Origin of the sequence: Roseibium sp. (assembly GCF_965233565.1) — a bacterium.
GTDB lineage: Bacteria > Pseudomonadota > Alphaproteobacteria > Rhizobiales > Stappiaceae > Roseibium.
Genome location: NZ_OZ247494.1, coordinates 344,509 through 367,269, shown reverse-complemented (window position 1 = coordinate 367,269; position 22,761 = coordinate 344,509). Strand labels below are relative to the sequence as shown.

The following is a 22,761-nucleotide window of genomic DNA, read 5'->3' as shown; positions in this document are numbered from 1 at the left end:
AGTCAGACAACTCCGTCAGTTCTGCAATTTCAGTTGATGTTCTTCGATGATTTTTCTGATCTCGCCGGAGGTCTGCATCAGGTAGATCTGAGAGTCCAAGGCTTGCATGAAATCGTATCGGAAAGGGAATTTTCCCTGTTCGCGCGCGGGGCGTGAATATCCGACATAGACGGGATCTGAATTCGAGACAGGACCTTTGAGCAGTTCCATGCCGCGGCGGTTGGAGGTTTTCCTGATCCTGGCCAGCTCTATGTCGAAGGCCGTCTCCTCCATCAGCAGACAGTCGATGCGGCCGGCGAGACCCATCTTGATCAGGCTGCGGGAAGTCGGGGCTTCAAAATAGGAGATTTTACGGTCGGCTATCATCTCGCGGAAAGCCCGGCCACCCCAGCCGTCATACCCTTTGACATTGCCGACAGACAGATTCTGGAAATCCTGTGGCCATACTCTTCTGCGCCCATCACGAAGCACCGGTTCCTGGCACATCACGCGGATCGTTTCCACGTAAAACGGCAGCGAATAGGGATGGAGGTATGGCCAGTCATGCCCATGGAAAAATGCGGGCGCCAGAGCAAAGCCCGAACCGGTCTCCATCATTTTCTTGCCGCGGTCCCAGGGCACGGGCTGCAAGCGGATGTCATAGTCCGGCAGTCGCTCAATCAAGGCTTTCAAAACTTCAATGTAGATCCCTGCCGGAGCCCCATCCTGCTCAAAACTGAAGGGGGGATAGCCATCGTCCACCAGGATGTCGACTTGCGGCTTTGGTGCCGTCTCCGCCATGACCGCACTCAACAAGGCTGCTTCGAGACAGATGATAGCCAGACAGATTGCCAGCCATCTGATCGCGTGAGGCGCGAAAGCGCTACGTGTTCTTTTTGAACAGTGGTTGCGGTGCGGTTTCGCCAAGAGGAGACCAGTGTCAGCGTCTGCCGGTATGCGGTCCACAGTCAGTGATGTTTCGAGAGTTGTCATTTTCAGCAAACCCCGTACTGGCGGTTGCACCAAGGACCGTTTCCTTCGAGTTCCTGCTCCGGTGTCGGGAGGCTACTCCAAGGGGCAGTCTACAGCTTCACGGGTATGGAAACATTAATTCGGCGTGCGTTTTGTTCCGGCTGGTGCCTTGACGAGGCGTCAATAGAAAAGGGGCAACAAAAAAACCCCGGCCGATGGCCGGGGTTTTCCGTTCTGTCAGGAGCGATGCTCTTAGACGGAGTAGTACATATCGAACTCGACCGGGTGCGGGGTCATTTCGAAACGCTCGACTTCTTCCATCTTCAGTTCGATGTAAGCGTCGATCTGGTCGTCATCGAAGACACCGCCGGCTTTCAGGAATTCGCGGTCCGCATCAACAGCTTCCAGGGCTTCACGCAGGGAGCCGCAGACAGTCGGGATCTCTGCGAGTTCTTCCGGCGGAAGGTCGTAGAGGTTCTTGTCCATGGCATCGCCCGGATGGATCTTGTTCTTGATGCCGTCGAGGCCGGCCATCAGGAGAGCGGAGAAGCACAGGTACGGGTTCGCGGTCGGATCCGGGAAGCGGACTTCAACGCGCTTGGCTTTCGGCGACGCGGTGAACGGAATACGGCAGGAGGCCGACCGGTTGCGCGAGGAGTAGGCCAGAAGAACCGGAGCCTCATAGCCCGGCACCAGACGCTTGTAGGAGTTGGTGGACGGGTTGGTGAAGGCGTTGAGGGCCTTGGCGTGCTTCAGGATGCCGCCGATGAAGTAGAGGCAGGTCTCGGAGAGATCAGCATACTGGTTGCCGGCAAAGGTCGGCTCGCCGTTGTTCCAGATCGACAGGTGGCAGTGCATGCCGGTGCCGTTGTCGCCGAAAACCGGCTTCGGCATGAAGGTCGAGGTCTTGCCATAGGCATGAGCGACCTGGTGCACAACATATTTGTAGACCTGCATGTTGTCGGCGCAGCGGGTCAGATGGTCGAACTTCATGCCGAGTTCGTGCTGGGCAGCAGCCACCTCGTGGTGATGCTTTTCGGTCGGAACGCCCATTTCGCCCATGACGGACAGCATTTCGGAACGGATGTCCTGTGCGCTGTCGACCGGCGGGACCGGGAAGTAGCCGCCCTTGGTGCGCGGACGGTGGCCGAGGTTGCCGGTCTCATACTCGGAACCCATGTTGGACGGCAGTTCGGAGCTGTCCAGGACAAAGCCGGTGTTGTACGGGTCGGCGTTGAAGCGGACATCGTCGAACATGAAGAATTCGGCTTCCGGACCGACATAGATGGTGTCGCCGAAACCGCCGGACTTGACGTAGGCCTCTGCCTTTTTGGCAGTCATGCGCGGGTCGCGGTTGTAGCCTTCGCCGGTGATCGGGTCGACGACGTCGCAGAAGATCGCCATGGTGGACTGTGCGAAGAACGGATCCATGTGTGCGGATTCCGGATCCAGGATCAGCATCATGTCGGACTCGTTGATCGCCTTCCAGCCGGCAATGGACGAGCCGTCGAAGGCAACGCCTTCAGCGAACATGTCTTCGTCGACAAGTGCAACATCCATGGTGACGTGCTGCATTTTGCCCTTCGGATCGGTGAAGCGCAGATCGACGAATTTCACGTCCTTTTCCTGAATCTCCTTCAGGACTTCAGCGGCAGTGGTCATAATGTCCATCCCTTTGATTTTTCGTGTGAACGGTTGGGTTTCGTTCCGGTCCGACAGAGCGTCTTGAAATCTGGCTCTGGAGCTTTCGGACCGGAATTAGGATTACCGGCGGACGCCGGAATGGTGGGTCAGATGGCGTCGATGCCGGACTCGCCTGTCCGGATGCGGACCGCCTCTTCAATATTGGATACAAAGATCTTGCCGTCGCCGATCCGGCCGGTCTGTGCGGCAGAGCGGATGGCTTCGACGGCCTTTTCGACCATATCGTCGCCCAGGACGATTTCCACCTTCACCTTCGGCAGGAAATCGACCACATATTCTGCGCCGCGATAGAGTTCCGTGTGGCCCTTCTGGCGGCCGAACCCCTTGGCTTCGGTCACCGTGATGCCCTGGAGGCCTACCTCCTGCAGCGCCTCTTTGACCTCGTCCAGTTTGAAGGGTTTGATGATCGCCTCGATCTTTTTCATCACCTTGTGTCTCTCTCCACTATGAAGGCCATTTGTCGGCAGGACCTTTTCCAGGTGCAATGGGTCAAAGCGCCCCATCGAGCCCGGCAGGGACCGTTGTCCTCTTTAAGCACGATGTGTGCCAACCTTTGGTCGCGATGTTGAAAAAAATGCGAAGCCGGGAAATCCGCCGCAAAAAGTGGCAGAACTCACGGGCCGGTCAATGCATATGGGCGCGCAGGCACCTTTGAATGCATAAAAAATAATCAATGTGAATACTAAATAGGCAGAATTTGTGATCACTTGCGCGTCAGACCTTCCGAACTCGACAAATCTGACGATCACGGTCACCTTGCAGCTTCGAGCGGGAGAAACCGGCAAATGAGCTCATCGAAAACCTGGAAACGCGCGGCTTTGCTCACACCGGGCGAAATGACCGAAGCCGACCGGCGCACAATTGCTGCCGGTGTGCCGGGCATTGTGCTCATGGAACGGGCAGGGCAGGCTGTCGCGCGGGCCGCCGCAAATCTTGGACCGGACGGGGGCAAAATCCTGCTGCTCTGCGGGCCCGGCAACAATGGCGGCGACGGCTTCATTGCCGCCCGATGCCTGTCAGCGCGTGGTTTTCAGGTGGATGTCCGTCTTTTGAAGCCGGCCAGCGCGCTCAAGGGGGACGCACTGACAGCTTTTCAACGAATGGGACTGCCAGATGCTCCAACGCATCGGGGCGAGTCGATCACTGACGATATGTCCCGCGCAATTTCGAGTGCAGATGTTGTCGTTGATGCTCTTTTCGGCGCCGGGCTCGACAGGCCGCTGTCTGGAGCGGTCGCGGACCTCATTGAAGCTGTTAATCACGCCGGAAAACCGGTTGTTGCCGTTGATCTTCCCTCCGGCGTCAACGGCGCGGACGGCGCCGCTCGCGGCACCGCGGTGGCAGCGCGGGAAACCGTTACCTTTTTCAGGCCGAAGCCGGGGCATTTGCTTTACCCGGGGCGTGCGCTCTGCGGCAAGCTGACAGTGGCCGATATCGGCATTCGGGACGAGGTACTGGACGGGATCCGGCCAGGCACGTTCGCCAACACGCCGGACCTTTGGCAGGATGCCTTTCCCGTGCCATCGGCCTTGGATCACAAATACACAAAGGGGCATGCCGTGGTGTTTGGCGGGGCGCCGTCGGCGACGGGCGCTGCTCGTCTTGCCGCGGTGGCGGCGTTGAGAGCCGGCGCCGGGCTCGTCACACTGGCGTCGGCTCCCGATGCGCTGATGGTCAATGCCTGTCACCTGACGGCCGTGATGCTGAAAAAGCTGGCGGGTCCGGAGGCCATTACCCGCTTCCTTGAGGACAAGCGGCTTAACGCGGTCCTGATCGGTCCAGGTTACGGCGTTGGCGAAGGAACGCGCCATTCGGTCCTGGAGATTCTGAAGACGGACAGAGCGACCGTGCTGGATGCTGACGCCCTTACCAGTTTCTCGGATGCGCCTGAGGTGTTGTTCCACGCGATCGGGCAGCACTCCAGGCCGGTCGTCCTGACACCGCATGAAGGTGAATTTGTCAGGCTGTTTCCGGATCTTGAAGGCGGCAAACTGCAGCGGGCGCGGGCTGCGTCAGCGCGATCCGGCGCCGTTGTCGTTCTCAAGGGGCCCGACACCGTGATTGCAGCGCCTGATGGCCGCGCCGCGATCAACCGGAATGCGCCGCCATGGCTGGCTACGGCCGGAACCGGCGATGTGCTCGCCGGCATTGCCGCCGGGCTGTTGGCCCAGTCCGTGAAAGGGTTTGAGGCCGGCTGCCAGGCAGTCTGGCTGCATGGTGCTGCCGGATCTGAAGCCGGCCCGGGGCTCATCTCGGAAGATCTGCCGGCTGCGCTGAAGGTGCCCCTCCGGCACTTGATGGAGCCGGCCACCAGGGAGCGCTGACAGCCGGCATCCTTTCCCTTGTTACTTGCCGCCGGCCCGACGGGCGAACTCGTCATTGAAGAAGGACGAGATCTGGCCGTATTTGCCATTGTCGACAATGCGCTGAAGACCGAGGTTAAAGGCGTCGAGATAGCCGGTTGTGTTGAGCGGATTGTCCTTGTGCGCAAGCAGGTAAATGCGGTGCGGCACCGTGAAGGGGGCCATTTCGACATTTTGCCGGATGCCCATTTCCGTTGCCGTCGCAATCCCGGTAAACCGGTTGAGCACGACAAAATCCACTTCCCCTTGCATCAGCAGATTGAAACAGGCGGCGGGCGAGTCCGTCCCGACCCAGTTGTCCGGCGACAGTCCGTTTTCCACCAGCTCAAAGGTGGACCAGCCGGTCGGACGGCACAGGCGCGCGGTTTTCAGATCTTCAAATGTCATTTCCGCCAGATCGGAGCGGCCGATTTCGCGGAAGAAGCCGAGGGTCGTCGTGAGGATGGGCTTCGACTTGTCATAGCTGCAGCGGACCTGCATGTCGGCCGGAAGACGGTTGCAGGTTTTCCAGAACCCCATGTCCGGCATCGCCCAACCGAAGGTCAGCTGGTAACGGTTCGCCGGCACCAGTTCCTTGATCTGGGCATTCCAGTCGTTGATGTGATGAACGCGGATGCGATCCCCAAGGCCCGCTTCCTCAAAAGCGGCCTTCACGATCAGGGTTGCCATGCCGCCCTTGGGCCAGTCCTTGGAAACATAAGGCGCCCAATCGTCTCCTGTGACGATGTAGATGATCGAGGGCAGCAGGGCGTCGTCCTGCGTCTCTGCAACAATCTCGGGATCCGGAACAGCGGTTTCGTCCGGCGCGACTGTCACGGAGCCCGGGCAGGGCGGCAGTTTCAAGATCGTGCCGATCGTCAGCACGTTTGGATTGTTGCCGATGGCCGACGCGTTTCCCGGGTGTTCGAAAATGCGTGGCCAATGACCTTCCTCCCCATAGGCCGCTTTGGCAATGCGTGACAGCGTGTCGCCGGAAGCCACGGTATGGTCAACGACCCGACTTGTGCAGGTGGTTGCGGCGGCCGGAGTGGCCGCGGCCAGCGGAATGGCGAGACCGAGCATCGCCAGGAACACGGGAAGGCGGATCATCTTTTTCTCCTTGGAAGGTCTTCAGCGGGCGAGGCGGAACCCCACCGTTGAATAGGGTGCCGAGGTGGCTCTGCTGCTTCTGTGGGTGAGGCGGGCGGTCTCCTGTGAGAGATTTCCCAGGGGCGCGCCGCGCACCACACCGAGATTGCGGAAACAGCCGCCGGAGGCCAGTTGCGCGCCCCAGCAGTCGGAAACGCGTTCTTCGGCATTGTCCAGGATCCCGGCAAGTCCGTTGAAAACCGGCGCATCGGAGACCGGCACCAGGTCGTGCCTCTTTTCCAGCCTTGTTGCTTCGAAGCGGTCGCCCCAGGCAAAGGCAACGGCGTGACGCGTTCCGCCCCTTGCGGCCACCACCCATTCGGCTTCGCTCGGCAGGCGGAGAGGTTTGTCGGCTTCGTCGTTCCAGCTGTTCAGCCAGTCGATATAGGTGTTGATCTGCTGCAGCGTCACGGATGTGGCCGGTAAATCGAGGCTGGCTTCGTCGAAATAACGCTCCGGAAATCCGTCCTTGTCACAGGCGCCATCTTCCGCGCAGGCGAGCCAGTCACGTCTGCTGACTTCGGTGCGGGCGATCTGAAAGGGCTTGAGCTCGACTTCCGCGACTGTTGAGGCCGCAGCGCCGCTTTCCTGTGGTGCCGTCAGCGCATAAACGCCCCCTTGAACGGAGACGAAAACCGGCAGACGCGGGGCCGGTGTCGACAGAGTTTCTGGTGCCACCGGTGCCTCGGCACGTGTGCTGGTAACTGCCGGGAGGACCGGTGCCGCGGCATGTTCGCTGGCCGAGGGGTTGGTGTTTGATACGGCGGGTGGGGGCGGAAAAGCATCTGGTGGCGTCCCCGCTTTGACTGCCGATGCTTTCTCCAGGTTTGTGCCGGGACTGGTCGTCTCAATCTCCACCGGCACCGCAGGGAGGGGTGGAGCAGGCGTTTGCTGCACGCCACCTTGTCTGGCGTTGATTGCTTCCTTCAGGGCGGCCCGGGCCTTTGTCTGCAGTTCGGGGGAAAGGTCAGGCCGCGCGGTTGATGAAGTCGCCGAAGCGTCATAGTCGGCGGGAGGTGCCGTCGATCCGGGAGATGCATCGGCGAACAAGGACTTCGAATAAACGATGAGCTTGGACGCAATATCTCCGGGTGACCGGTTGTAGACAAAGGTGCCGGTCCCGATCAGCGCGGTTAAAGCGAGGGCGCTGACGATGTATTTTCTGGTCAGGTTGCCGTGAGAGGAGAGCGCTGGTGCGTCCTGTCTGAGGAAGACCTCCGGCATGTCCGAGAATTCATCGTCTTCGTCATCCGCCCATCTGATCCGCGGCTGTTTGCGCATGCCGGAGCCTTTGCGCGCCGACGCTGCCAGCGTTTGCTCTTCTGCGTCGGGAGAAGCGTTTTTGGCCAACCATTTTTGCAGGTCGGGCCTGTCAGCGTCAGACGGCGCGTCCTGTGTGTGGCCTGGGTCAAGCGAACCCGAATTGGCGGAAGTGGATCTGTCCGACATGCAACGACTAAACCCAGATTGCTCAACGGAAGGTGCGGTGGAGGAAGTGTAAATACAGTGTTATTTTTATCATTCGTATTTTAGCGGTGCTTAGGGTCGATTTAAGGCGGAAATGTGACAAATTCGATTTGTATTGAGTCCAAATGAAGGACTACTTCGAATTGGGCGCAGAGAAATTAGGATATGACTTGGTGGATTTCATGTGACTTCTGTCACTTGAAAAACATAAAACCTGAGGGAGCGTTCATTATTTTTGCTCGTGCTATCAATGCTTGTTTGGATCCGAAATATACCAAGGTGCGTGTGTTTTTTTCTTCTCTGTAAAGTCCAGTGGCGCGCTGACATTGGTCATTGATTGGTTTTTCAAAGAGCTTGTGACCGGGCTCTATTTCACGCTTGAAAACTTTGATTGAAGCCGCCGACCCTGAAAACGTTGAAGGCGAAGAGACTGCTTTATGCGTTTCGCTCGTTGCTGCCATCTGAAAAGATCAGCGGATCATGTGACCTGGGGTGTTCGGACTGCTGTGGAGAAGTCGGGCAGGGGCCACGAGGCCTAGCCGCTTTTTCCTTTGACGGGAAAATCTGTGGTGCTATAGAGGCCCCGCTTCAGACGCAGGGCGCACAAAGCCTTGTGATGCGGATGTGGTGAAATTGGTAGACACGCCAGATTTAGGTTCTGGTGCCGCAAGGCGTGGGGGTTCAAGTCCCTCCATCCGCACCATCTTTATTTGCGCTATCGCGCTTCGCGCTACATGAGCGCGGTTGTCGTTCGCTTCTCTCGCGCGCAGCATTTTTGTTGGCGCTACCGGCTTTCGGCCTGCTTGAGCGCGGCTCCACGTGAAAGGTGTGTCTGGGAAATGCGACTTGCTGCCAGGCGACTGCGGGCTTCTGCCGCCAGGCCTCCATAAGCTCTCGTCCAGCAAGCGAAGTTCGCCGAAAACCAGGCACCGCGTCGAACCGTCAGGCTAGGTCGCCTAGCCCTGACGTACCGTTCGAAAGCATCCGGCATGATCCGAATGGAGACAATCCGTTGCTTCCTTTTGTGGAATGGCAAGTCGCCTTCAATGCCAAATTCGCCAATCCAGACCCGTCCGGGGGTGTGGTCATCGGAAAGTTCAACTCTGTGCGTTCTTTTGTTCAAACCGTCTTCGGAAATTGTGGTTGAGGATCGGCTGAGACTGAAAGTGCCTCGCAACGCTTGTCGATTCCAGTTTCCAATAGGGAGCTGACTTTAAAGAGTTTATTCGCGAGCGAGCTGGTCAAAAGATGTTCGTCCAACAGGTCCCCGACAGGGGCGCGCTTGCTGGTTGGAAAGAGAGGGGCGTGGGGTCCTGACGCTGCACCTGATTGTTGCCCAGATTTGGCATCAGTGTGTCAGCCGCTGTTCAGAATGTGATCCCAATCGAGTCCCGTATCCGTGATCAAAAAGTTTCTCCTTGGCCTGGTTGTAATGTCGTTTGTTGCAAGTGGTTCGGTGGCGTTGGCGAATGTCTTGTTCAGTCGCTACAGCCTGCCGGAATCAGCAGATCTGACCGAGGTCGAAAACCGCATTACGCCGGGCCTGGCAAAACGTCTTGCCAAGCAAGGCCTGGCGCTGGGGGCTCCGGTCCATATCCGTGTCTTCAAGGAAAGTTCCGAACTTGAGCTATGGGTCAGAAAGGCGGGGGGCGACTATGGATTGTTCCGGACCTACCCGATTTGCAGCTATTCCGGGGCGCTCGGGCCAAAGCTGAAAGAGGGTGACAGGCAATCCCCCGAAGGGTTCTACACGGTGTCGCCCGGCCAGATGAACCCCAACAGCCGCTATCACCTGTCGTTCAATATCGGCTTTCCGAACGCCTTTGACCGGTCCCACGGTCGGACCGGTAGCTTCCTGATGATTCACGGCAACTGTGTTTCGATCGGCTGCTACGCGATGACGAATGATGGAATCGAGGAGATTTACCTGCTTGCGAACGAAGCCTTCAAGAAAGGACACGCAGATTTCGGCGTTCACATTTTCCCGTTTCGGATGACGGAGGACAACTTTGCGCGCCACAGCGGTTCGAAATGGCAGGGTTTCTGGCGAAACCTGAAGGAAGGGCACGATGCCTTTGAATTCACCCGGGTACCACCAGTCGTCGGTGTCCGGGAGCAGGTTTACACGGTCGCAGCGCGGCCTGCGCCTGGCTTGAAGACTGCTGCGGTGCCGGTTGTAAAGCCGAGATAAATCTAAAACGAAGTTCCGCTTTTGAAGTGGCTGGCTTTCAATTCTCCGTCTGCGAAACACGTGAAAACGCCCGCAAATCCGTGCTCTCCCCTTGACACTTTCGGGTCCACGCTTTATCGCGCTCCCATCGTGCGTCCCGGACTCCGTTCGGGGCGATGCATTGCCGTTGGAACGCTCCTGTAAAAAGGGGAGTGCAGGCGGTGCGGCACACGGGATTTTAAATAACGAAACCTCCGGGGCGGATTGCCGCTCGGGATCGAGGACGACAAAACCCATGCAGGTAACCGAAACCCTCTCCGAGGGCCTCAAGCGTGAGCTGAAAATCGACATTCCGGCTGGTGATCTCGCCGCCAAGCTCGACGACTACATGGCCGACCTGAAATCCAAGGCCAACATCAAGGGCTTCCGCCCGGGCAAAGTGCCGATGGCGCATCTGAAGAAGATGTACGGCCGTCAGGCCATGGCCGAGATCCTGTCGAACACCATCCAGGAAACCACCCAGAAGGCCGTTGAGGAGCGCTCCGAGCGCCCGGCACTGACCCCGGAAATCGATCTGCCGGAAGAAGATGCTGAAAAGATCATGGCCGGCGACGCCGACCTGTCTTTCAAGATGACCTACGATGTCCTGCCGGACTTCGACATTGTTGATTTCGCCGGCATCGAGATCGAGCGCCCGGTTGTCGAGATCGCCGAAGACGAAGTCGACGAGCAGGTTGCCGAAATCGCCAAGAACAACACACCGTTCGATGCCAAGGACGGCAAGGCCGAAGACGGCGACCGCGTGACCATGTCCTATCTGGGCAAGATCGACGGCGAGCCGTTTGAAGGTGGTGCTGACGAAAACGGTCAGCTCGTTCTCGGTTCCGGCCAGTTCATCCCGGGTTTCGAAGACCAGCTGATCGGCACCAAGGCCGGTGACGAAAAGGTCGTTGAAGTGACCTTCCCGGAAGACTATCCGGCTGCTCACCTTGCTGGTAAGGCAGCGGCTTTTGACGTTGTCGTCAAGGAAATCGCCGCTCCGGGTGAAGCCAAGGTCGACGATGAATTCGCCAAGGGCCTCGGCCTCGAATCGCTCGACAAGCTGAAGGAAATCGTCCGCGGCCAGATCGAAGGCCAGTTCGGCCAGATGACCCGCCAGCGGGTCAAGCGCCAGCTGCTCGACAAGCTCGACGATCACTACTCCTTCGAACTGCCGGAAAAACTGCTCGACAGCGAGTTCGATGTCGTCTGGCGCCAGGTCGAAGAAGACATGAAGCGCAACGAGAAGACTTTCGAAGACGAAGACACCACGGAAGAAGAGGCGAAGGCGGAATACCGCAAGATCGCCGAGCGCCGCGTCCGTCTTGGCCTGGTCCTGTCCGAAATCGGTGAAAAGAACAACATCCAGGTCACCGACGAGGAACTGCAGCGTGCGCTCTATGATCGCGTTCGCCAGTTCCCGGGCCAGGAGCAGCAGGTGTTCGAATTCTACAAGAACAACCAGCAGGCTCTCGCGTCCCTGCGGGCGCCGATCTACGAAGAGAAGGTTGTCGACTTCATGCTCGAACTGGCCAAGGTCGCTGACAAGACCGTGACCAAGGAAGAGCTTGAGAAGCTGGTGGCCGAGGACGAGGAAGAAGCCTGATCCGGTTTCTCCCCATGATCCCCAGATGCGGCGCGCGCTTTAACCTTGCATTCACGCCGCATCTGCCATGACTTTGCGTTGAGGGCGACATCCCATATATACGGGATGTCGCTTTTTTCGAGTCAGGCCCAGAATCGATGCGCTTCTGGCCTGTTTCCTGTCCGGAGGTCTTCCGGGCATCATCTCAAGAATATGGATGAGGCATGAAGGATCCTGTCGATATCTACATGAACACTCTCGTGCCGATGGTTGTCGAGCAGACAAACCGGGGCGAGCGGGCCTTCGATATCTATTCGCGCCTTTTGAAGGAGCGCATCATCTTCCTGACCGGTCCGGTCGAAGATCACATGGCAACCCTCGTCAGCGCGCAGTTGCTTTACCTTGAAGCGGAAAACCCGACCAAGGAAATCGCGATCTACATCAACTCGCCGGGCGGTCTGGTGACCTCCGGGCTTGCGATCTATGATACGATGCAGTTCATCCGTCCGGCAGTGTCCACGCTGTGTATCGGTCAGGCCGCGTCCATGGGCTCGCTGCTGCTGGCAGCCGGCGAAAAGGACATGCGGTTCATTCTGCCGAATGCCCGTGTGATGGTGCACCAGCCGTCCGGTGGTTTCCGCGGTCAGGCAGCCGACATCATGCTGCATGCCCAGGAAATCCTGGCCATGAAGCGCCGGTTGAATGAAATCTACGTGAAGCACACGGGTCAGAGCCTGGACCAGGTCGAAGAAGCGCTTGAGCGCGACAACTTCATGACCGCGGAGCGGGCCAAGGAATTCGGCATTGTCGACAACGTGATCACCGATCGCGCGACTCTCGGCGGCGACGCCGAAGCCTGACCAAGCTTACCCGGCTTTAAGCATGGATTGATTTTCCACGGTTTCCGCCGGAAAATCCCCAGGAGATGCCGGGTTTTCATCTTCGCCTTAAACCTATATTGATTTTTACTGGCGAAGCATGATGACATCAGACGTTGAAGGGGCGCCCTGCGTCTCTTCTAGAACCGGTTCCGCCATACTTTGGCCGCAACCGGGCAGATAAGGGGAAAAGTCCCCAGTAACGCGAGGTTGACTACATGACCAAGGCCAGCGGCAGCGATTCAAAGAATACGCTCTACTGTTCCTTCTGCGGCAAGAGCCAGCATGAGGTTCGTAAGCTGATCGCCGGCCCGACTGTTTTCATTTGCGATGAATGTGTCGAGCTGTGCATGGATATCATCCGGGAGGAGAACAAGTCCTCGCTGGTGAAGTCTCGGGACGGGATCCCGACCCCTCAGGAAATTCGCGACGTTCTGGACGATTACGTAATCGGGCAGGGCAGTGCGAAGAAGGTCCTGTCGGTCGCCGTCCACAACCACTACAAGCGCCTGAACCACGCATCCAAGAACAACGACGTGGAACTTGCGAAATCCAACATCCTGCTGGTCGGTCCTACCGGCTGCGGCAAGACGCTTCTGGCGCAGACCCTTGCGCGCATCCTGGACGTGCCGTTCACCATGGCGGACGCCACCACGCTGACCGAAGCCGGTTACGTGGGCGAGGATGTGGAAAACATCATTTTGAAACTCCTGCAGTCGGCCGACTACAATGTCGAGCGCGCACAGCGCGGCATCGTCTATATCGATGAGGTCGACAAGATCAGCCGCAAGGCCGACAATCCGTCGATCACCCGGGACGTGTCCGGTGAAGGTGTGCAGCAGGCGCTTCTGAAGATCATGGAAGGCACCGTTGCTTCCGTCCCGCCGCAAGGCGGCCGTAAGCATCCGCAACAGGAATTCCTGCAGGTCGACACGACCAACATCCTGTTCATCTGCGGTGGTGCCTTTGCAGGTCTCGACAAGATCATTTCCGACCGCGGTACCCAGACCTCGATCGGTTTCCAGGCCCAGGTTCATGCTCCGGAAGACCGCCGCATCGGCGAACTCTTCTCCGAGCTCGAGCCGGAGGATCTGCTCAAGTTTGGTCTCATTCCGGAATTTGTCGGTCGTCTGCCGGTGATCGCGACGCTTGAGGATCTGGACGAGGATGCCCTGGTCACGATCCTGACCGAGCCGAAAAACGCCTTGGTCAAGCAGTATCAGCGGCTGTTCGAAATGGAGCAGGTCGAACTCTCGTTCCACGAGGAAGCGCTGAAAGCGATTGCCCGCAAGGCCATCGAGCGCAAGACCGGTGCCCGTGGCCTGCGGTCGATCCTGGAATCGATCCTGCTCGACACGATGTACGAGCTTCCCGGCCTGAAGGGCGTCAAGGAAGTCGTGATTTCACCTGAGGTGGTGAAGGGCGAAGCGCGGCCGCTCTACATCTACGAAGACCGGGAAGAGACGTCGGCTACCAGCGCCTGAGGCGCTCCGGCCGAAGCTCTTCATTCCCGTGAATAAGTGCCGCTTCTTCGGAAGCGGCATTTTGTTTTTTGAAGGCTTTATGAGCCAGAGCGGCGGTTTTCCACCGGCGTGGTGAGTCGTCAACAGACAAGACCAATGGACACTGTGTGATTGCCTTGACACCAGCAGGTCCGGTGTCCACCTAATAGGTCTTAAGGACGGCTTGTGCGGATCGTCAATGCGCCCAGCAGGGGTATTGCGGTCAGGCCACTCGGACCCGCTGGTCCGAAAGTCGTTTTCCAGTGTTTCGGCTGCCTTTTTGTTGAGTGGGGCCGCGACACGCTGAGAAAGGAAAAAAAATGAGCGACGCAGAAATTCGCGCCACAGATCAGGACAGCACCGCTGTCTACCCCGTCTTGCCCCTGCGCGACATCGTTGTCTTCCCGCATATGATCGTGCCGCTGTTTGTCGGCCGCGAGAAGTCGATCAAGGCGCTCGAAGAGGTCATGACCACGGATAAGCACATTCTTCTGGCGACCCAGATGAATGCGGCCGACGATGACCCGAATCCAGACCAGATTTACAATGTCGGTACGCTCGCAACCGTGCTGCAGCTGCTGAAACTGCCGGACAACACCGTCAAGGTGCTTGTGGAAGGCGGTGCGCGTGCGCAGATCGGCGACTACTCCGACCGAACCGACTATTTTGAGGCCTCTGCCACGGTGCTTCCGGAGCGGGATGGCGAAAATATCGAAGTCGAGGCCCTGGCGCGGTCCGTCGTCTCGGAATTCGAGAACTATGTGAAGCTGAACAAGAAGGTTTCACCGGAGGTTCTGGGCGCGGTCAACCAGATCGACGACTATTCCAAGCTGGCAGACACGATTGCGTCGCATCTGGCGATCAAGATCCCGGAAAAACAGGAAATTCTCGGCGTCGTCTCTGTTGCGGAGCGGCTGGAACGCGTGCTCGGCATGATGGAGAGCGAAATCTCCGTCCTGCAGGTGGAAAAGCGCATCCGTTCCCGCGTCAAGCGCCAGATGGAGAAAACCCAGCGCGAGTACTACCTGAATGAGCAGATGAAGGCCATTCAGAAGGAACTCGGTGACAGCGAGGACGGCCGTGACGAAGTTGCCGAACTCGAAGAAAAGATCAAGAAGACCAAGCTGACCAAGGAAGCGCGGGAACGTGCGGCTGCGGAAATCAAGAAGCTCAAGCAGATGAGCCCGATGTCCGCCGAAGCCACCGTTGTGCGCAACTACCTGGACTGGCTGATCGGGATTCCGTGGAGCAAGAAGTCCAAGGTCAAACATGACTTGGCCTTCGCCGAAAAGGTGCTCGACACGGATCACTATGGTCTTGAAAAGGTCAAGGAGCGGATCGTCGAATATCTCGCGGTCCAGAGCCGGGCCAACAAGCTGCGCGGCCCGATCCTCTGCCTTGTCGGTCCTCCCGGCGTCGGCAAGACCTCGCTTGGCAAGTCCATCGCCAAGGCGACGGGACGTGAATTCGTGCGCATGTCGCTTGGCGGTGTTCGTGACGAAGCCGAAATCCGTGGTCACCGCCGCACCTACATTGGCTCGATGCCCGGCAAGGTCATCCAGTCGATGAAGAAAGCGAAGAAATCCAACCCGCTCTTCCTGCTCGACGAGATCGACAAGATGGGCATGGATTTCCGCGGCGATCCGTCTTCGGCGCTTCTGGAGGTGCTCGATCCGGAACAGAATTCGTCCTTCATGGACCACTATCTGGAGGTCGAATACGATCTGTCGGATGTGATGTTCGTGACCACGGCAAACACGCTGAACATTCCAGGTCCGCTGATGGACCGTATGGAAATCATCCGGATCGCGGGCTACACGGAAGAGGAAAAGGTGGAAATCTGCCGCCGTCACCTCATTCCGAAGGCGGAAAAGGATCACGGTCTGCGGGAAGGCGAGTTCTCAATCGAGGATGATGCACTGCAGTTTGTCGTCCGCCGCTATACCCGTGAAGCCGGTGTGCGTAACCTTGAGCGCGAGATGGCAACCCTGGCCCGCAAGGCGGTCAAGGACATCCTGATGAGCGACAAGGAAAGCATTACGGTGACGGTTGAGGTGGTCGAGGACTATCTCGGTGTACCGCGCTATCGCTATGGCGAAGCCGAGCTGGAAGACCAGGTCGGTGTTGTCACTGGTCTTGCCTGGACTGAAGTGGGGGGCGAGCTGCTCACCATCGAAGGCGTGATGATGCCGGGCAAGGGCAAGATGACCGTGACCGGCAACCTGAAGGACGTGATGAAGGAATCGATTTCCGCAGCTGCATCCTATGTGCGCTCGCGGGCGATCGATTTCGGCATCGAGCCGCCGACTTTCGACAAGAAGGACATTCACGTCCACGTGCCGGAAGGTGCGACACCGAAGGACGGTCCGTCCGCCGGTATCGCCATGGCAACAGCCGTGATTTCCACCCTGACCGGAATTCCGGTGCGCCGGGATGTCGCCATGACAGGTGAGATCACGCTGCGCGGCCGGATCCTGCCGATCGGCGGCCTGAAGGAAAAACTGCTGGCGGCCCTGCGCGGCGGCATCAAGCTGGTGATGATCCCGGAAGACAATGCCAAGGACCTGGCAGACATTCCGGACTCGGTCAAAAACTCGCTTGAGATCATCCCTGTCTCGGGCATGGAAGAGGTGCTGAAAAATGCTCTGACCCGCTTGCCGGAGCCGATTGAGTGGGATGAAACCGCTCACGAGGCCTCAACCAAGGCGAGTGACAAGGACGACGACACGTCAGGTGTTTTGGCTCACTGACAGCCTTGTTGCACCGCAAAAAACGAAAAGCCTCGGGAAAACCGGGGCTTTTCTTTTGAAAAACCGGTCAAAATGGCTGTTTTCTGCGAAAAAACCCCTTGCGTTTCATGTCAAATCAACCGAATTATCGCCCAACGGCGCTGACAGGAATCGTCGGCACTCTGCCGTTTCTTAGAAAGGTATCTGCTATGAATAAGAACGATCTGATCGCAGCTGTTGCAGAAAAGACCGGCCTCACCAAGGCGCAGGCAGGCGAAGCAGTTGACGCAACTTTTGACGCAGTCACTCAGACGCTGAAAAGTGGCGATGAAGTCCGCATCATCGGCTTTGGCAACTTCACGGTGTCCGCACGCGCTGCCACCGAAGGCCGTAACCCGCGGACTGGCGAAACGATCCAGATCCCGGCTTCTAAGACGCCGAAGTTCAAGGCCGGCAAAGGCCTGAAGGACGCTGTGAACGCCTAAGGCTTTCACACGCGAAATTCTTCGGAAAACCCCGTCTCCGGGATACCGGAAGCGGGGTTTTTTGATGCCCGGTTTTTGGTCTGCCGGACAGAACGTCCGGCAGCCCCCGGTCCCCTTGCACATCTAGCGGGGCTGACAAAGGTGCTGAAACCTGCCGACCGACACAGATCGCTCCTAGCGCAGGACAGTCGCAATGGCCTTCGCGGCTTTGACACCGGACAGATAGGCACCATGAACGGTTGCCGGATAGTCGGAGCTGGTGGCTTCTCCCGCGAAAAACAGCCGATCCGCAACGGGGCGTGCGAGCGCACGACGGTCGGAAAATTCGGCCCCGGTTGCCAGATAGGAATAGGATCCGAAGGCGTTTGGATCGCTGGCCCAGGCCGAGGAAATGCCGCCGGCCAGGGGCGGCAAGGCATTGCCCAACATGTCGCCAAGGGCGTCATAGGCCGCCTCGATACGGGCCATTTCGTCCAGCTTTTCAAGCTCGCCGGCAAAGGCTCCGGTATTGAGGACCCCCAGGACGGGAGCGCCCGTTGCCGGTTCCAGATTGATCCAGTAGGGGAAATCCTGTGGGGTAGCGGACACACGGATCAGATTGAGTACGTTCAGCTCCGGAACAGGGTTTTCAAGGATCAGGAAAACCTTGTTGAGCAACCCCATGCCAAGGCGCTGAATGGCGTCGGCTTTCTGGTCGGGTAAAGGTGGGTCGAAGGCCGGCGTGCCCGCCTTCAGAACCCCGAGGGGAACGGTGACAAGTGCGCAGTCTGCGTCGACTTGGCCATTTTCAGTCAGGACCGAGACACCGCCGGCGCCATGGGAAACCGCTTTGACAGGCGTCGACAGACGGATATCCAACCCCTTCGCCAGCCCATGGGCGATGCGGTCATAGCCGTTTGGAAAAATGGCGTCTGGCCCACCAAAGATATTGCCTTCGTAAAGGGCCACGAGCGCAAGGTCCGAGCGATCGGAGGCATATTCCTGTTCGATCAGATAAGTGATGAGAGCATCCGTTTGCAGGTCGGTCAGTGCAGCGAAACGTTGGTCCCGGCGGAGACTGGCGACCGCGTCGGTGATAGAGCGACGGTCTGACTTCGCTACGCTTTGTTCCGCCATGTCTTCCAGAGCGGTTTCCAGTGCGTCGAAGTGGTCATCCAATTGGCCGAGCTCGCCGGTCAGATCGACGACGTCGACATCTTCATAATCCCAGTCAAACAACGGTTGCGACAACTCGCGCGCCAGACGCGCGATGGGGTTGCCGCGGGTGCCGTGGATCCAGCTGGCGCCCAGATCCAGGGGGATGCCTGAACTCCGGTCGGTCCAGAGACGGCCGCCGATCCGGTCCCTGGCTTCCAGGACAGTCACCGAATGTCCTTGCCGTGACAGGGCCTGCGCGGCTGCGAGACCTGAAATGCCCGCACCGATGACGACAATTCTTTTTGCGTCTGCGCCAAGCGCGGGACGAACAGGAAAGGGAAGGGCCTGCCACAACAGGCTGAGCGCAGTTGCCTTCAAAAATGTTCGGCGGCAGGGCTGCATGGATGATCCTCCGGCATCTTGGGGAAACCCCATTTTGCCAGTGGATCGCCCGGTCATCCACAGCAATTGGAGAATGAGCAAATTCTTGCAGTTTGCTCTTGCCAAGTCCGGGGCGACACCATAAAAGCGTCACACCTTGTTGAGGGCGATTAGCTCAGTTGGTAGAGCGCTTCGTTTACACCGAAGATGTCGGGAGTTCGAGTCTCTCATCGCCCACCATTCCCCTTCGAATTTGTAAGTGTTGCGCGTCTTGCCCAAGACGTTGATTGTGATCGTGCGTCTCTTCGGCCGTCGCGAGTTCCTTTTGTATTGCAGAGCCTGGGCCTTCGAAACAGAAGCCAATTTGTCACTCGTATGAAATGTCGACTTCTGTCGCGTTCGAAACCGAGTCACGCGATCAAGCTGTAAGAAAAAGTGTACTGAGTGCATACGAATCTGGCTTCTCAAGTCCTTGCTGTCTGAGTAAACTTTTCCGGCTAATAAAAATAATGTCGGAAAAATAAAAACTTATCTCATGGCGATTCTTGTTCTCATCCAGATGTTGGGCGCGGTGATGCTGCTGCTCTTTGCGGTGCGCATGGTACGGACCGGGTTTGAGCGCGCTTCCGGACCGTCCTTGCGGCGGGTTATTGGAAAGGCTGCTGCCGGACGCGTTTCCGGCGCAGCTTCAGGCGCCGGGGTTGCCGTCCTTCTGCAAAGTGCGACCGCGGTCGCCATGCTGGCGGCGGGGTTTGCGTCCTCCGGCTTCCTATCGACGGCCGCCGGCCTTTCCGTGCTGCTCGGCGCGGACCTCGGCTCAGCCCTGGTCGTGCAGTTCCTGAGTTTTGACCTGAAATGGCTCGTGCCGCTGTTGCTGGCCGTGGGCGCCTGGATGTTCCTGAAGATCGACGCACGCAAGGTCAAACAGACCGGCCGAATCCTGATTGGTATCGCCTTGGTGCTGATTTCTCTGGAAATGATCGGGGAATCGACCGCGCCTTTAAAGGAATCGCCGTTCATGCCCCAGGTCGCAGGCCTTTTGGCGGACGACGCGGTGACTGCGCTTCTGGTCGGTGCCTTGCTCGCCTTTCTTCTGCATTCCAGTGTTGCGGCAGTGCTCATGATAGCCGCATTTGCACAAAACGCAGGATTGCCGATGTCTGCGGCTGTTCCGCTCCTCCTGGGAGCAAACGTCGGCGCTGGAGCCGTCGCCATCTGGCTGACGCGTGGACTGGACCTGAATGCCCGGCGCCTGCCGGTCGGCAATTTCGTTTTCAGAATCGCCGGAGCTTTTGCCGCGCTTGGCATAGTGAGCGTCTTTCCTTTGCCACTGGACCAGCTCAGCCAGGATCCCGCGCAACAGGTGGTGGCGTTTCATCTCCTGTTCAATCTGGGGCTGGTGCTGGTGTGTTTGCCAGTCGTCGGACCGGTTGCCAGATGTGTCGACCTGATAATGTCTGCGAACAGAAAACCGGATGAAGCGGCGAGAGTTGTTCCTCAGTCCGCGCTGGACAACCGGGTGGTCCATGTGCCACGGCTTGCGCTTGCCAGTGCCACGCGTGAATTGCTGCGCATGGGGGAGCTTGTCGAGACAATGGCGTCTCCGGTCATGATGATGCTGGAGCGAGGAGACCCCCGGGAAATCCAGCGCTTGCAGGAGCTGGACAGGGAGGTCAACAAGATCCACTCCGAGATCAAGCTGTATGTCGCTGCTCTGAACCGCGGCGAGCTGAATGATGAAGAAGCGGAAAGAAGCATGCAGCTCGTCAGCTTCGCTGTGAATATCGAGCGGGCAGGGGATCTTGTATCCAAGAATCTCTTTGAACGCGCTCTTGATCTGCAAAAAAACGGAATTCATTTTTCCGCCGAAGGCACACGGGAGCTGGAAGACATGCATGACTGTGTGCTTGCAAACATGCGTCTCGCTCTCAATGTCCTTGTGTCCGGCGATGTCGAGTCGGCGCGGGAGCTGATCGCAGAGAAGGATCGCATGCGGGCGATGGAAAGGGCTAGCCACGACAAGCACCTGGATCGCCTGAAGACCAATACGCCGGAGAGCATGGAAACCAGCAACGCGCATATGGAAGTCGTTCGCAGCCTGAAGGAAATCAACTCCCTGTTTGCGGCGGTGGCCGTTCCGATCCTGGCCAGGGAGGGGCAGCTCAGAGAGACCCGCCTGGTGCCGGCTGAGTGATGGAGAGGCTCCGCCCCCCAGTATCGAATTATTCCGCCGCGCGGTTCCTGGAACAGCTGATGGTCTGCCGGAGAATTGAGGAGAAGACGTCAGCTCGAGAATTCGGACAAACTGCGTTTTATTTCCGTAAGTTATCCACATTGAAATGGAGGGCGATAATGGTGGAAAAACCAGCTTGTCGGCCGCTTTGTCAAAAAACGGCAATTTGGATGCATTAGGGCGCTTGACTTCGACAACCAGCCGCCGTACATCAGCGCCACTTCAGGGCGACAGCACGTCGCCTGACGAAGCGGGTGTAGCTCAGTTGGTTAGAGTGCCGGCCTGTCACGCCGGAGGTCGCGGGTTCGAGCCCCGTCACTCGCGCCACTTCCTCAGTCGAATATGGCTGAAACCGGAAGCGGCGCAAATACCGTGAATGTGCGGGTGTAGCTCAGTTGGTTAGAGTGCCGGCCTGTCACGCCGGAGGTCGCGGGTTCGAGCCCCGTCACTCGCGCCACTCACGGTTTTCCCAGTTGCCTCAGGCAGTTCTTCCTTAAGTCTCAAGTGAAATGCGAAGCTTCTTCGCGTCGCCGGTTGGTGCGGGCGTGGTCCTGTCATGCGTCAGGTGGCATTTCGGTGTTGGCCATTCCGAAACCGGTGGATTCCGATTCTGTCGACGGGCTGGTAATCCGCTGAGGGTGCGGCATAATTGCCCGCGGCTTGCGCAAAGTTTTTCCCTTGGCGCAAACTGGCTGAAACTAGGGCTTTGTCGGGGGTCGTCCGGAACTTGTTTCAAACATGGCAAGAGTTTGACCGCAGTGGGGTCTTGCGTTGCACCAAGTCGTAAGATAAGCGTGCCCTCGCATGTTGGTTTCATTTAGCCGACGGGCACAGCGTGACCTGCCGGTAAAATGAGGCAACTGGGGACGCTGCCCCGGCACCGGATCGCCTCCCGATCCGCCTCCAAATGCAAGGACGCGAAAGACATGGATGATCTGTTGCGGGAATATGTCCCGATTGTCGTTTTCATGGGCATTGCCCTTGTAATCGGCCTTGCACTGCTGATTTCGCCTTTCCTGCTGGCCTACAAGAACCCGGATCCGGAAAAGCTGTCTGCCTATGAGTGCGGCTTCAACGCCTTTGACGACGCCCGCATGAAATTCGACGTTCGCTTCTATCTGGTCTCCATCCTGTTCATCATCTTCGATCTCGAAGTCGCCTTCCTTTTCCCGTGGGCAACGGTGTTCGGAGAATTGGGCTGGTACGGGTTCTGGTCCATGATGATCTTCCTGGGTGTCCTGACCATCGGCTTTATCTATGAATGGAAGAAGGGAGCGCTGGAATGGGATTGACCACGACCGAGCCGCTCGTTGCCCCGAAACCGAAGGGCATCATTGATCCGAACACGGGCAATCCGGTGGGCGCCGACGACGCTTTTTTCCTGGAAGTGAACAACGAACTGGCCGACAAGGGTTTCCTTGTCACGTCCACCGACAATCTGATCCAGTGGGCGCGCACCGGATCGCTGATGTGGATGACCTTCGGCCTGGCCTGCTGCGCTGTCGAGATGATGCAGATGTCGATGCCGCGCTATGACGCCGAACGTTTCGGCTTTGCGCCGCGCGCGTCGCCGCGCCAGTCCGACGTCATGATCGTTGCCGGCACGCTGACCAACAAGATGGCTCCGGCCCTGCGCAAGGTCTATGACCAGATGCCCGAGCCGCGGTATGTTATCTCCATGGGTTCCTGCGCCAATGGTGGCGGCTATTACCACTATTCCTATTCGGTGGTGCGCGGCTGTGACCGGGTTGTCCCGGTCGATATCTATGTTCCCGGCTGTCCTCCGACAGCCGAGGCGCTTCTTTACGGCGTGTTGATGCTGCAGAAGAAGATCCGCCGCACGGGGACGATTGAACGATAAGGATCTGCCGCCGAAAAGGCGGCGGATTTTTAGAACTGCGGGCGTCCGTGCCCGCACAGAATGGCTCCCCGGAGTGAGGCGTTTCAGGACTGGCGCCGACTGCCTGGGTGAGGTGGAGTTGGTCTGAGGACGGTGGATGCCTTTGGCG

General features: G+C 58.3%; 17 protein-coding genes and 4 tRNA genes. 14 read left to right on the top strand and 7 right to left on the bottom strand.

All coding sequences use genetic code 11. The features are described from left to right. Positions 1 to 15 precede the first annotated feature (15 nt). The 3 genes from ACO6TG_RS01665 to ACO6TG_RS01655 all read right to left on the bottom strand — a co-directional run bounded on the left by ACO6TG_RS01665 (position 16) and on the right by ACO6TG_RS01655 (position 3,080). Positions 16 to 780: a substrate-binding periplasmic protein gene (locus ACO6TG_RS01665; protein WP_422376581.1), complete on the bottom strand. Its 765-nt coding sequence runs from the start codon at positions 778 to 780 to the stop codon at positions 16 to 18. 423 nt (positions 781 to 1,203) lie between these two features. Beyond that, complete coding sequence (gene glnA / locus ACO6TG_RS01660) at positions 1,204 to 2,613, bottom strand: type I glutamate--ammonia ligase (RefSeq protein WP_094074570.1); 1,410 nt, start codon at positions 2,611 to 2,613, stop codon at positions 1,204 to 1,206. A gap of 128 nt (positions 2,614 to 2,741) precedes the next feature. After that, positions 2,742 to 3,080 (bottom strand): P-II family nitrogen regulator, encoded by a 339-nt coding sequence (locus tag ACO6TG_RS01655; RefSeq protein ID WP_094074571.1) that lies wholly within the window; start codon positions 3,078 to 3,080, stop codon positions 2,742 to 2,744. Between the two features lie 360 nt (positions 3,081 to 3,440). Between ACO6TG_RS01655 and ACO6TG_RS01650 the strand changes: the two genes are divergently transcribed. Beyond that, positions 3,441 to 4,979 carry an NAD(P)H-hydrate dehydratase gene (locus ACO6TG_RS01650; protein ID WP_422376580.1) on the top strand — a complete coding sequence of 513 codons (1,539 nt, stop codon included), beginning with the start codon at positions 3,441 to 3,443 and terminating at the stop codon, positions 4,977 to 4,979. A 21-nt stretch (positions 4,980 to 5,000) separates the two neighbouring features. On the opposite strand, the gene ACO6TG_RS01645 is transcribed toward ACO6TG_RS01650, so the two are convergent. The 3 genes from ACO6TG_RS01645 to ACO6TG_RS01635 form a co-directional block, all read right to left on the bottom strand. Next, positions 5,001 to 6,107, bottom strand: a complete 1,107-nt coding sequence (locus ACO6TG_RS01645) for a hypothetical protein (RefSeq protein WP_422376579.1) — start codon at positions 6,105 to 6,107, stop codon at positions 5,001 to 5,003. Between the two features lie 21 nt (positions 6,108 to 6,128). Continuing rightward, entirely contained in the window at positions 6,129 to 7,595 is a 1,467-nt protein-coding gene (locus ACO6TG_RS01640) for a formylglycine-generating enzyme family protein (RefSeq protein WP_422376578.1), read from the bottom strand. A gap of 212 nt (positions 7,596 to 7,807) precedes the next feature. Then, positions 7,808 to 8,074 carry a hypothetical protein gene (locus ACO6TG_RS01635; RefSeq protein ID WP_422376577.1) on the bottom strand — a complete coding sequence of 89 codons (267 nt, stop codon included), beginning with the start codon at positions 8,072 to 8,074 and terminating at the stop codon, positions 7,808 to 7,810. A 157-nt stretch (positions 8,075 to 8,231) separates the two neighbouring features. Here ACO6TG_RS01635 and ACO6TG_RS01630 point away from each other — a divergent pair. The 7 genes from ACO6TG_RS01630 to ACO6TG_RS01600 all read left to right on the top strand — a co-directional run bounded on the left by ACO6TG_RS01630 (position 8,232) and on the right by ACO6TG_RS01600 (position 17,001). Then, positions 8,232 to 8,316, top strand: a tRNA-Leu gene (locus ACO6TG_RS01630). A 771-nt stretch (positions 8,317 to 9,087) separates the two neighbouring features. Continuing rightward, a complete protein-coding gene (locus ACO6TG_RS01625) occupies positions 9,088 to 9,804 on the top strand; it encodes a L,D-transpeptidase family protein (RefSeq protein ID WP_422376576.1) in 717 nt (238 codons plus the stop codon). Between the two features lie 274 nt (positions 9,805 to 10,078). Beyond that, positions 10,079 to 11,428 carry a trigger factor gene (gene tig / locus ACO6TG_RS01620; RefSeq protein WP_422376575.1) on the top strand — a complete coding sequence of 450 codons (1,350 nt, stop codon included), beginning with the start codon at positions 10,079 to 10,081 and terminating at the stop codon, positions 11,426 to 11,428. A 203-nt stretch (positions 11,429 to 11,631) separates the two neighbouring features. Beyond that, positions 11,632 to 12,267, top strand: a complete 636-nt coding sequence (locus ACO6TG_RS01615; RefSeq protein ID WP_094070958.1) for an ATP-dependent Clp protease proteolytic subunit — start codon at positions 11,632 to 11,634, stop codon at positions 12,265 to 12,267. A 236-nt stretch (positions 12,268 to 12,503) separates the two neighbouring features. Next, positions 12,504 to 13,769, top strand: coding sequence for an ATP-dependent Clp protease ATP-binding subunit ClpX (gene clpX / locus ACO6TG_RS01610; RefSeq protein WP_094070957.1), 1,266 nt, complete (start codon positions 12,504 to 12,506; stop codon positions 13,767 to 13,769). Between the two features lie 338 nt (positions 13,770 to 14,107). Further along, positions 14,108 to 16,537, top strand: a complete 2,430-nt coding sequence (gene lon / locus ACO6TG_RS01605; protein ID WP_094070956.1) for an endopeptidase La — start codon at positions 14,108 to 14,110, stop codon at positions 16,535 to 16,537. 188 nt (positions 16,538 to 16,725) lie between these two features. Continuing rightward, entirely contained in the window at positions 16,726 to 17,001 is a 276-nt protein-coding gene (locus ACO6TG_RS01600; protein WP_094070955.1) for an HU family DNA-binding protein, read from the top strand. A gap of 174 nt (positions 17,002 to 17,175) precedes the next feature. On the opposite strand, the gene ACO6TG_RS01595 is transcribed toward ACO6TG_RS01600, so the two are convergent. Next, positions 17,176 to 18,540, bottom strand: a complete 1,365-nt coding sequence (locus ACO6TG_RS01595; RefSeq protein WP_422376574.1) for a flavin monoamine oxidase family protein — start codon at positions 18,538 to 18,540, stop codon at positions 17,176 to 17,178. A 143-nt stretch (positions 18,541 to 18,683) separates the two neighbouring features. Between ACO6TG_RS01595 and ACO6TG_RS01590 the strand changes: the two genes are divergently transcribed. The 6 genes from ACO6TG_RS01590 (at position 18,684) to ACO6TG_RS01565 (ending at position 22,613) form a co-directional block, all read left to right on the top strand. Then, a tRNA-Val gene (locus ACO6TG_RS01590) sits at positions 18,684 to 18,759 on the top strand. 295 nt (positions 18,760 to 19,054) lie between these two features. Further along, entirely contained in the window at positions 19,055 to 20,713 is a 1,659-nt protein-coding gene (locus ACO6TG_RS01585; RefSeq protein ID WP_422376573.1) for a Na/Pi cotransporter family protein, read from the top strand. A 289-nt stretch (positions 20,714 to 21,002) separates the two neighbouring features. Next, positions 21,003 to 21,079, top strand: a tRNA-Asp gene (locus tag ACO6TG_RS01580). Positions 21,080 to 21,132: 53 nt separating this feature from the next. Then, positions 21,133 to 21,209, top strand: a tRNA-Asp gene (locus ACO6TG_RS01575). Between the two features lie 469 nt (positions 21,210 to 21,678). Continuing rightward, positions 21,679 to 22,044: an NADH-quinone oxidoreductase subunit A gene (locus ACO6TG_RS01570; RefSeq protein WP_094074568.1), complete on the top strand. Its 366-nt coding sequence runs from the start codon at positions 21,679 to 21,681 to the stop codon at positions 22,042 to 22,044. Next, the gene (locus ACO6TG_RS01565) at positions 22,035 to 22,613 is read left to right on the top strand and encodes a NuoB/complex I 20 kDa subunit family protein (RefSeq protein WP_094070950.1); all 579 of its coding nucleotides are present in this window, start codon (positions 22,035 to 22,037) and stop codon (positions 22,611 to 22,613) included. The genes ACO6TG_RS01570 and ACO6TG_RS01565 overlap by 10 nt, the downstream gene beginning before the upstream one ends. Positions 22,614 to 22,761: the final 148 nt, after the last annotated feature.